Consider the following 9,399-nt stretch of genomic DNA (forward strand, 5'->3'; position numbering starts at 1 on the left):
CACCGCGGTCCCGTGGCCGACGGAGGGTCAGAGCTGGAACTCCGCGGGGGACACGCCCAGGGCCGCGCACACCTCGCGGACGACCGCCTGCTCGGCCTGCGAGAAGTCGCCGTCGGCCGCGGCGATGACGATGCCGGTCTGGATGACCGCCCGCGCCTCGGTGGGCTTCTTGGCGGTCTTGGCGATGTCCTGCAGCGCCTCGGCCTTGCCCTGCGGGAAGTTCCGCGTGAGCAGGTCGACGTGCTTGTTGAAGCGCTGCCGCAGCTGCTCCGGCGGGAAGTTCTGGAGGACGTCGTTGCTCACGATCATCGACTCCAGCTGCTGCCGCTCGGCCGGGTCCACATGGCCGTCGGCCGCCGCGACCAGGGCGCACATCGCCATGCTGGCGTCCCGGTAGGCGCCGCTCTTCAACTCCGTCTTCAAAGAGCCGAGCTGGGTCTTGAGCGCGCTGACCAGCTGGGCGCGTCCACCGCCGCCGGACCCCGTGCCGTGACCCCGCGGGGGGCGGGCCCCGCCCTGGGTCTGCTGAAGAGCCTTGGCCTGGTCCTTGAGCCGGTCCCACACTGCCATTGACGTCACCTCGGTATGCGTTCTGGTCATCTGTAGTGAACCCGCTCGTGCGCGCTCACCCGGTACAACGCCCCGCACCCCGGCAAAGGTTCCGCAAAACGTGCACTTCGTGCGGGGCGGGCGCACGGCCGGGCGCGTACGCCGGGGCGAGCAGCCGCGGTCACTCCCGCCGTGGGACGCACGCGGGCCCGCGGGAGCGGCAGCGTGGAAGGCGTGAAAAACCGTCCCACACGCCGCATGTGTCCCGTCGTCCATGTGGCCGCCTCCGCCGCCTGACTCGGGCTCAGTCCCGGGCTGCTCACCCTGGGCGTCACCGCGGCCGCCACCGGATCCGAGCCCGCGGGCTCGGAGCGCGCCATGAAGCTGTTCACCGACTGGCTGCTGCTCCCCGTCGCCCTCCTGACCCTGGCCGGCGGCCTGGTGCCGGCCCTCGGCACCGAGTGGGGGCTGACCCGCCATCGGTGAATCTGCGTCAAGTTCTGGCTCACCCTCGCCACGCTCACCGCCAACGTCCTCGCCCTGCGTCCCGGCGTGAACTCCGCGTACGCCGTCGCCGTCGGCCGACCGCTGCCCGACGCGGGCGAGGTGCTGTTCGGGCCGGCCGTGTCGCTGTCCGCGTACGTCTTCCTGGCGGCCGTCTCCGTGCTCAAGCCCTGGGGGCGGACCCGGTGCGGCCGGCGGCGCCCGGCCGGGGCGCACGCCCCCGCGCGCCGTCCCGCGGGGGCGGGTCAGTAGGGCAGGCCTTCCACGGCCGCGCGCAGGGCGACGTGCAGGCAGGCGGTGAGCTCCTCCTGCGAGGCGCCGGGGCCGTCGGCGTAGCGGACGGCGAAGTCCTCGGCCGCCGTGCGCAGCGCGCCGTTGACGGTCGCCGCGTGCACCTTCACCCGCAGGTCGTCGGCGCTCGTGCCGCACCGCCGCGCGAGCAGCCCGGCGAGCACCGGCAGCGCGTCGTCGTGGGCCTGGAGCCAGACGGCGCGCAGGGCGGGCTCGGTGCGGGTCAGCCGCACCAGGTCGAGGACGGCGGGGTCGGCGGAGGGCAGCCTGCCCTGCCGGCAGGACGTCGTCAGGAAGTCCAGCAGCCGGGTCTGCGGCGGCCAGTCGCGCAGCAGCTCGACGACGGCGTCCAGGCCCGCCGCGAGCAGTGGCAGGACACAGCTCTCCTTGGTGGGGAAGTGCCGCCACAGCGTGCGGGTCGAGACGCCGACGCCCTGGGCGATCTGGTCGCCCGTGGTGGCGGTGACGCCCTGCGCCAGGAACAGCCGGACGGCCTCGCGGGCGATCTCCAGGCGGAGCGCCGTCTTGCGCCGCTCCCCGAGCGACGGCCGGGAGGCCGGAGCGTGTGCCTCGCGTGCACCGGGTGCCGCCTCGCGCACCGTCGCCCCACCGCCTCCGCGTCTCGAACACCGGCAGCATAGCGAGACCCGCGGAATTGACACACGCAGACACCTTGTCACTGAGTGACACGCGACTCTACTCTCCCGGATGTGACCCGCCAGTAACCACCGTGTTGCCCACCGGTTCGGCGGGCGCCCCCGCACCAGAGCCGCACCTCGCGCCCCCAGCCGCACGCCCGCACGCCAGTCGCGCCACAGCCCCCCGCGGGCGCACCACCGCACCCCGCCGCCCGTCGGCACCCCGCCGCACCTTCCGACGCCGCAAGGAGTGAGCCCGATGCAACGCCGCCCCCACACCCCTCGCACCCCCCGCAGACCCGCCGCACCGCCCCGCCGACGCCTCCTCGCCGCCGCCCTGGCCGCCCTCGCCTGCGTCGGAGCCCAGGCCCTCCCGGCAGCCTCCGCCTCCGCAGCCGACGGCGTGACCTCCCGAGGCGTCACGGTCCCGGCCTTCTACACGCCCCCCGCGGACCTCCCCGCCGAGAACGGCGCCCTGATCCGCACCGGTCCCCTCCCGCTCGCCCTGAGCCTCCCCGGCCTCGACGGCCGCCAACTGCCGGGCACCGCGACCCGGCTGATGTACAGGTCGACCGACTCCAACGGCCGCCCGGTCGCCGTGACCGGCGCCTACATCGAGCCCTGGGCCTCCTGGAAGGGCACGGGCCCCCGCCCGCTGGTGGCGGTGGCCCCGGGCACCATGGGGCAGGGCGACCAGTGCGCGGCCTCGATGGGCCTGGAGCACCCGGTCGTCCTGGACGGCGACACCGTGTCGGTCGGCTACGAGGACCTGTCGATCTACCGACTGCTGGCCACCGGCGCCGCCGTGGTCGTCACCGACTACGCCGGGCTCGGCGCGACCGACCGGCTGCACACCTACGTCAACCGAGTCGACAGCGGCCACGCCCTGCTCGACGCCGTCCGGGCGGCCCGCGCGGTGCCCGGCGCGTCGGTCACCCGCGACTCGCGCGTCGCCCTCTACGGCTACAGCCAGGGCGGCGGCGCCAGCGCCTCGGCCGCCGAACTCCAGCCCTCCTACGCCCCCGACGTCAGGCTCGTCGGCACCTACGCCGGCGCGCCGCCCGCCGACCTGACCGAGGTGCTGAAGGGCATCGACGGCAGCGCCCTCGTCGGCGCCCTCGGCTGGTCGCTCAACGGCTTCCTGCAGAGCGACCCGGCGCTGCGGCCCCTCGCCGACGCCCACATCAACGCCGCCGGCAAGGCCGCGCTGAACGACCTGTCCACGATGTGCGTCGGCGACTCGGTCTTCCGCTACGCCTTCACCAAGAGCACCAAGTGGACCGTCAGCGGCAAGTCCGTCGGCGAGATCGTCGCAGCCGAGCCGGCGCTGCGGGCCACCCTCGACGCGCAGCGCATCGGCACCATGAAGCCGGCCGGTCCGGTGCGCGTGGCGACCGGCGTCCAGGACGACATCGTGCCGCACGCCCAGTCCCGCAGGCTCGCCGTCGACTGGTGCCGCAAGGGCGCCGACGTCACCTACGAGGCCGTCGTCCTGCCCAACCTCGGCGACAAGCTGCTCACCAACCACGTGGCGCCGCTGCTGACCGACCAGGGCGACGCCATCTCCTGGCTGACCGACCGTCTGGCCGGGAAGCCCGCCTCCTCCAACTGCTGGAGCATGCCCCTGCAGCCCTGACCCGCCGGACGGGCCGAAGGCCCGCCGGGGAACCGGCGGGCCTTCGGGACGGGCGGATCAGCGCGTGACGACGTGCCGCTCGTCGGGGACGCAGTGGGTCATGGTCACGCCCTCCACGTCACGCGGCGGGTTCTTGCCCAGATTGGCCAGCCGCTTGCGGTCCTCGTCGGTGAGGTCCTGACTGGCCAGCGGCTCCAGCCCGGCCACGTCCTCCGGACCGATGCCGAGCCCTTCGCCGACCCGCAGCCCGAGGTCGTTCTCGACCAGCAGGAAGTGCCACACCATGCGCTCCTGCACCGGCCGGTCGCACTGGGACAGCAGGTCGACGAAGTTCTTGACCAGGTCGTCCCGCTCCCACTGCTCCATGAGCAGATAGCGCTGCCCGGCCTGGAGGTAGTCGTTGGTCCGGGAGATGCGCTTGCGGGTGAGCCGGCCGCGGATCTCCGGCCCCTGCTCGTCGTGCGTCGGGTACTCGCCCTCGCGCAGGCCGCCGGTGATCGACGGTTCGTAGTTCACGCTCGGGTTCTCGCCCGCGCCGTCGACGTGGTACGTCATCAGCCCGTCGCGCTGGTTGGTGCGCACCTCGGCGTTCTTCGCCTGGTTCACCGGCAGCTGGAGATAGTTCGGGCCCACCCGGTAGCGCTGGGTGTCGCTGTACGAGAACGTGCGGCCGACGAGCATCTTGTCGTCGGAGAAGTCCAGCCCGTCGACCAGGACGCCGGTGCCGAAGGAGATCTGCTCGTTCTCGGCGAAGAAGTTCTCCGGCATGCGGTTGAGCACCATCCGCCCGACCGGCTTGGGCGGGAAGTCCTGCTCGGGCCAGGTCTTGGTGTCGTCCAGCGGGTCGAAGTCCAGCTCCGGGTGCTCGTGGTCCTCCATCATCTGGACCAGCAGCTCCCACTCGGGGAAGTCGCCCCGCTCCACCGCCTCGTACAGGTCCTTCGTGGCGTGGCCGAGGCCCTGGGCCTGCACGTTCGCGGCATCCTCCTCGGTCATGCTGCGCACGCCCTGCTTCGGCATCCAGTGGTACTTGACCAGCACCGTGCGGCCCTCGTCGTTCACCCACTTGTAGGTGTTCACGCCGAAGCCCTGCATGTGCCGGTAGTCCGCCGGGATGCCGCGCGGGCTGAACAGGTTGACCAGCATGTGCATCGACTCCGGCGTCTGCGACATGAAGTCGAAGATCCGCCGCGGCTGCTGCTCGAAGGTCACCGGGTCCGGCTTGAGGGCGTGGATGACGTCCGGGAACTTGATCGCGTCCCGGATGAAGAAGACCCCCAGGTTGTTGCCGACGAGATCCCAGTTGCCGTCCTCCGTGTAGAACTTCACGGCGAAGCCACGGGGGTCGCGCGCGGCCTCGGAGGAGTCGCGTCCGCCGATCACCGTGGAGAACCGGACGGCCAGGTCGGTGCGCTTGCCGCGCTCCTGGAACAGCTTGGCCCGGGTGAAACGGCTGATCGGCTCGTCGCCCCAGGCGCCGTACGCCTCGAAGAAGCCGTACGCCGTCACCCCGCGGGCGTGCACCACGCGCTCCGGGATGCGCTCCCGGTCGAAGTGGCTGATCTTCTCGAGGAACTGGTAGTTCTCCAGCGTCGCGGGCCCCCGGGCGCCGACCGTCCGCTGGTTCTGGTTGTCATAGACAGGATGGCCCTGCCGGTTGGTGAGTACCTTGCGGTCGTCGCCCGGGGCGGGGCCCTTGCTGGACACGTCCGTCATGGTGGGAACTCCTTCGGCTGTCCCGGCATCGCGCGGAGCGGGTCCGCTGCGCAACGGCCGGCCGATCAGTGCAAGCCCTACGAGTACCCCGGCCCACGCGGACGACTAACACATGTGCGGCCTTCCGGCGGTATGCCGTGAATCACCCACGGCGTCGCCGGGCGGCCGGCGCGGTGCTCACGCCCGTCCGGCGGCGCCCCTGCCGGGCGCCCCGGCCTCCGCCGCCCGCGCCGCCAGCTCCTCGGCGGTACGGGGTCCGCGGGCCGGGTCGGCCAGCAGGCCCTGGGCGTGCAGCAGGCGGGCCGCCGCCACGCCCCAGGGCAGGCGCAGGCCCGCCTCGCGCAGCAGGCCGGCGCGGGCCAGGACGGTCGGGGCCGGGCCGGTGCGCACGCCGGACGGGGTGAGGAGGGCGGCGTCGTCGGCCCAGCGCAGGGCGAGGTCGACGTCGTGGGTGGCCATCACCACCGTCGTGCCCCGCTCGCGCAGCTCGCCGAGGGTCGCCAGCAGCCGCTCCTGGCCGTCCGGGTCGAGCCCGGCCGTCGGCTCGTCGAGGATCAGCACCCGGGGCCGCATCGCGACGGCGCCCGCGATCGCGGTCCGCTTGCGCTGCCCGTACGACAGCAGGTGCGTGGGCCGGTCGGCCAGCGCGGTGATGTCCAGGGCGGCCAGGGCCTCCGCGACCCGCGCCCGCACCTCGGCGTCGGGCAGCCCGAGGTTGAGCGGGCCGAACGACACGTCCTGCCCGACGGACGCCGCGAACAGCTGGTCGTCGGGGTCCTGCACGACGAGCTGGACGGTCGTCCGCAGCCGGGTCAGGCCCTTGCGGTCGTACGTCACCGGACGGCCGTCGACGGTCAGCCGGCCGGTACGGAGCCGCAGCCCTCCGGCGAGCAGCCGCATCAGCGTGGTCTTGCCGCTGCCGTTGCGGCCCAGCAGGGCGAGCGCACGGTGCTCGCGCACCTCGAAGTCGAGGCCGGACAGCACCGTGGGGCCGTCCTCGTAGGCGAAGGACGCGCCGTGCAGGGCGACCGGCACGGGCTCGCTCATGACAGCGGCCTTTCCAGGACGAAGGTGAGTGCGGTCAGCGCCGTGAGAAGGGCGGCGCTGCCGGCGAGGAAGGGGAGGGAGACGCGGGCCTCGGGGACCAGGACGCGCAGGGTGCCGTCGTAGCCGCGCCCGGCGAGCCCGGCCTGCAGCCGCGCCGCCCGGTCGAAGGCCCGCACGAACGTCGTCGCGCCGAGCCCGCCCAGCGAACGCCAGGCGGCGGCGCGGCCCGCGTGCCCGAGCCGGGCGGCCTGCGCCTCCCGGACGCGGCGCACCGAGTCGAGCAGCAGGAAGCTCATCCGGTACGTCACCAGGGCGACGTCGACGACGGGCGCGGGCACCCCGGCCCGCACCAGCCGCGGCAGCAGGTCGGACAGGGGAGTGGTGAAGGCGAAGAGCAGCACCCCGAGGGAGGCCGCCGACGTCCGCAGCATCAGCTCCCCGGCGCGCACCGCCCCGCCCTCGGCCGGCGCCAGGAACCCGTCCGGGCCCCCGACCTGGACGAGCAGCGTGACCGCGCCGGTCGCGCAGAAGCCCAGCGGCACCCGGTAGGCCCGCCACAGCCGGCGGCCCGGCACGCCCGCCGGGCCCAGCAGCACGGCGAGCGCGGCCACCAGCACCAGGGCCGCGCCCGGCCAGGGCGGCAGCGAGACCGCCAGCACGGTCAGTCCGAGCCCGAGCACGGCCTTGTCCACGGGATGGCGGCGGCGCCAGCGGCTGCTGTGCGCCGCCGCGTCGATCGGCAGCACCCGGGTCAGTCCCGCCCGGGACGGGACCCGCCCTCCGGGCCCGCCGGCACGGCGGCGTCCCCGGCGCCCGCGGGCTCCGCGGGCTCGGGCTCCGCGGCCCTCGGCGCCTCGGGCCCCAGCGCTTCACGGGCCTGCCGCTCGCCCTGCCGCCTGCCCCGGCGCAGGCCGAAGTAGTAGGCGAGGACGCCCGCGCCGAGGGCCGCCTGCACGGAGAACAGCGCGGACTCGATCTCGCCGGACGGCGGCTCGTACAGGGGCGAGAACCAGGGCTCGTAGCCCGGCTCGATCTCGGTGATCGCCGTCTCGGCCTGGGCGTCCGCCCCGGCGAACGGCTCCTCCTCGTCGTCGCCGAGCCCCAGCGCCAGCGGCAGCACGGCGAGGGCCACCACGACGGCCAGCAGCAGGAGGTTGATCTTCGCGTTGCGGCTCATCGGGCCACCGCCTCCTCGCGGCGCCCCGCCACCAGCACGCCCAGCCGGGTCAGTTCGCCCTTGCTGGACTGCACCAGCAGCCGCATCACCAGCACCGTCAGCAGGCCCTCGCTCACCGCGAGCGGGATCTGCGTGACGGCGAAGATGGACCCGAACTTGCCGAGCGCGCCCAGGAACCCGCTGCCCGGGTCGGGGAAGGCCAGCGCCAGCTGGACGCTGGTGACGCAGTACGTGGACAGGTCGGCGACGAACGCGCCGCAGAACACCGCGGGCATCAGCGGCACTTCACAGCGCCGCAGCAGCCGGTACGCCGCGTAGCCGGCCCAGGGGCCGGCGATCGCCATGGAGAACACGTTGGCGCCGAGCGTCGTCAGGCCGCCGTGCGCGAGCAGCAGCGCCTGGAAGAGCAGGGTGATGGTGCCCAGCACCGCCATGACCGGCGGCCGGAACAGGATGGCGCCGAGGCCCGTGCCGGTCGGATGGGAACAACTCCCGGTAACCGAAGGCAGCTTCAGCGCGGACAGGACGAACGTGAAGGCTCCGGAGGCGCCGAGGAGCAGGGTGCTCTCGGGATGCTCCCGCACCTCGCGTGTGAGAGATCGCACTCCGTGGACGACGAACGGCGCGGACGCGGCGCCCCAGGCGACGGCGTGCGCCGGAGGCAGGAAACCCTCGGCTATGTGCATGGCTCAGCAGACCCTCTCCAGCACCTCGTGGATGGTTGACGCGCCTTGGCCGGTCTCCTGGCTGACGGGTACCACCGCCCGTGCTCCGCCTTCCCGGGTCCGAGGACCCAGTGGCTGCCCGCGAGGGCCGGAGCCGGACTTCCCGATCACAGTGGCGAGGGCCGCACCGGCATCACACCGGATTTCCCGTTCACCAAGGCGTGGTGACAGTAGTGCCCGCACAAGGGTGCTGACAAGCGCGGACGGGGGCGGTGGACGGCACGGGCGGCCCACCCGGGCGCCCGGAACCGGCCCCCCGCACTTTGTCCCGGCAGCGGAAAAAGTATCGAGATCATGAACGAAAGGGGTTACGGGTCCGGACCAAGCCCGCTAACTTCCTTGAAATGAACCGGTCATGAGCGACTCGTGGCCGGGGCTCGACGGCGCGACGGCGCGCGCCCGTACTCCCTTCGGCATGCCCTGCGGCATGCCGCCACCCCACACCACTGGGAGACTTCTGTGCGCACGAGACCGTTCGGACGCAGACGTGTCCGTTTCCGCTTCCTGCTGCCCGCCGTGGCGGGCGTCCTCGGCCTTCTGTTGCCGGCGGCACCGGCGGCCGCCGCCCCCGCGGACCCGGGCGGCGTCCGGGCCGAGGCCGCCGTCGGGGACTTCCAGCAGGTCACGCTGGCCAAGGGCGTGGCCGAGACGGGCGAGCCGATGACGCTGGCGGTCCTGCCGGACCGTTCGGTGCTGCACACCTCGCGGGACGGCACCCTGCGGCTCACCAACGCCGCCGGCACCACGACCGTCGCCGGGAAGCTGGACGTCTACAGCCACGACGAGGAAGGCCTGCAAGGCGTCGCGGTGGACCCGGGCTTCACCGCCAACCGGTTCGTCTACCTCTACTACGCGCCCAAGCTGACCACCCCGGCCGGCGACGCCCCGGCCGACGGCACGGCCGCCGACTTCGCCCCGTTCGACGGCGTCAACCGGCTCTCCCGGTTCGTGCTGAGGACGGACGGCACCCTCGACCTCGCCAGCGAGAAGAAGATCCTCGACGTGCCCGCCTCGCGCGGCCTGTGCTGCCACGTCGGCGGGGACATCGACTTCGACGCGGCGGGCAACCTGTACCTGTCGACCGGCGACGACACCAACCCGTTCGCCTCGGACGGC

The 9,399-nt window shown here is 73.5% G+C and carries 9 protein-coding genes, 1 pseudogene and 1 riboswitch; of the genes and pseudogenes, 3 read left to right on the top strand and 7 right to left on the bottom strand.

Annotation, left to right across the window (positions count from 1 at the left end):
- Positions 1 to 27: 27 nt before the first annotated feature.
- Entirely contained in the window at positions 28 to 570 is a 543-nt protein-coding gene (locus ABZY13_RS31200; RefSeq protein WP_356636725.1) for a tellurite resistance TerB family protein, read from the bottom strand.
- Positions 571 to 807: 237 nt separating this feature from the next.
- Between ABZY13_RS31200 and ABZY13_RS31205 the strand changes: the two are divergent.
- Positions 808 to 1,305 (top strand): annotated as a pseudogene (locus tag ABZY13_RS31205) (DUF2269 domain-containing protein).
- On the opposite strand, the gene ABZY13_RS31210 reads toward ABZY13_RS31205, so the two are convergent.
- Complete coding sequence (locus ABZY13_RS31210) at positions 1,299 to 1,943, bottom strand: TetR/AcrR family transcriptional regulator (RefSeq protein ID WP_356636727.1); 645 nt, start codon at positions 1,941 to 1,943, stop codon at positions 1,299 to 1,301. The pseudogene ABZY13_RS31205 and the gene ABZY13_RS31210 overlap by 7 nt on opposite strands.
- A gap of 298 nt (positions 1,944 to 2,241) precedes the next feature.
- Between ABZY13_RS31210 and ABZY13_RS31215 the strand changes: the two genes are divergently transcribed.
- The gene (locus tag ABZY13_RS31215) at positions 2,242 to 3,618 is read left to right on the top strand and encodes a lipase family protein (protein ID WP_356636729.1); all 1,377 of its coding nucleotides are present in this window, start codon (positions 2,242 to 2,244) and stop codon (positions 3,616 to 3,618) included.
- Between the two features lie 57 nt (positions 3,619 to 3,675).
- On the opposite strand, the gene ABZY13_RS31220 is transcribed toward ABZY13_RS31215, so the two are convergent.
- From ABZY13_RS31220 to ABZY13_RS31240, 5 genes are all read right to left on the bottom strand, one after another.
- A complete protein-coding gene (locus ABZY13_RS31220; RefSeq protein ID WP_356636731.1) occupies positions 3,676 to 5,334 on the bottom strand; it encodes a catalase in 1,659 nt (552 codons plus the stop codon).
- 177 nt (positions 5,335 to 5,511) lie between these two features.
- Positions 5,512 to 6,381, bottom strand: a complete 870-nt coding sequence (locus tag ABZY13_RS31225; RefSeq protein ID WP_356636733.1) for an ATP-binding cassette domain-containing protein — start codon at positions 6,379 to 6,381, stop codon at positions 5,512 to 5,514.
- Positions 6,378 to 7,127: a cobalt ECF transporter T component CbiQ gene (gene cbiQ / locus ABZY13_RS31230; protein WP_356636735.1), complete on the bottom strand. Its 750-nt coding sequence runs from the start codon at positions 7,125 to 7,127 to the stop codon at positions 6,378 to 6,380. The genes ABZY13_RS31225 and cbiQ overlap by 4 nt, the downstream gene beginning before the upstream one ends.
- Positions 7,128 to 7,132: 5 nt before the next feature.
- Positions 7,133 to 7,558, bottom strand: a complete 426-nt coding sequence (locus ABZY13_RS31235; protein WP_356636737.1) for an energy-coupling factor ABC transporter substrate-binding protein — start codon at positions 7,556 to 7,558, stop codon at positions 7,133 to 7,135.
- Positions 7,555 to 8,244, bottom strand: a complete 690-nt coding sequence (locus ABZY13_RS31240) for an energy-coupling factor ABC transporter permease (protein ID WP_356636739.1) — start codon at positions 8,242 to 8,244, stop codon at positions 7,555 to 7,557. Before ABZY13_RS31240 ends, ABZY13_RS31235 begins: the two co-directional genes overlap by 4 nt.
- Positions 8,245 to 8,273: 29 nt before the next feature.
- Positions 8,274 to 8,457: riboswitch (cobalamin riboswitch) on the bottom strand.
- A 363-nt stretch (positions 8,458 to 8,820) separates the two neighbouring features.
- On the opposite strand from ABZY13_RS31240, the gene ABZY13_RS31245 reads away from it, so the two are divergent.
- On the top strand, positions 8,821 to 9,399 hold a 579-nt coding region (locus tag ABZY13_RS31245), incomplete at its 3' end, for a PQQ-dependent sugar dehydrogenase (RefSeq protein ID WP_356636745.1).

This window comes from Streptomyces sp. NPDC006610 (assembly GCF_040611575.1).
In the GTDB taxonomy this organism is placed as follows: domain Bacteria; phylum Actinomycetota; class Actinomycetes; order Streptomycetales; family Streptomycetaceae; genus Streptomyces.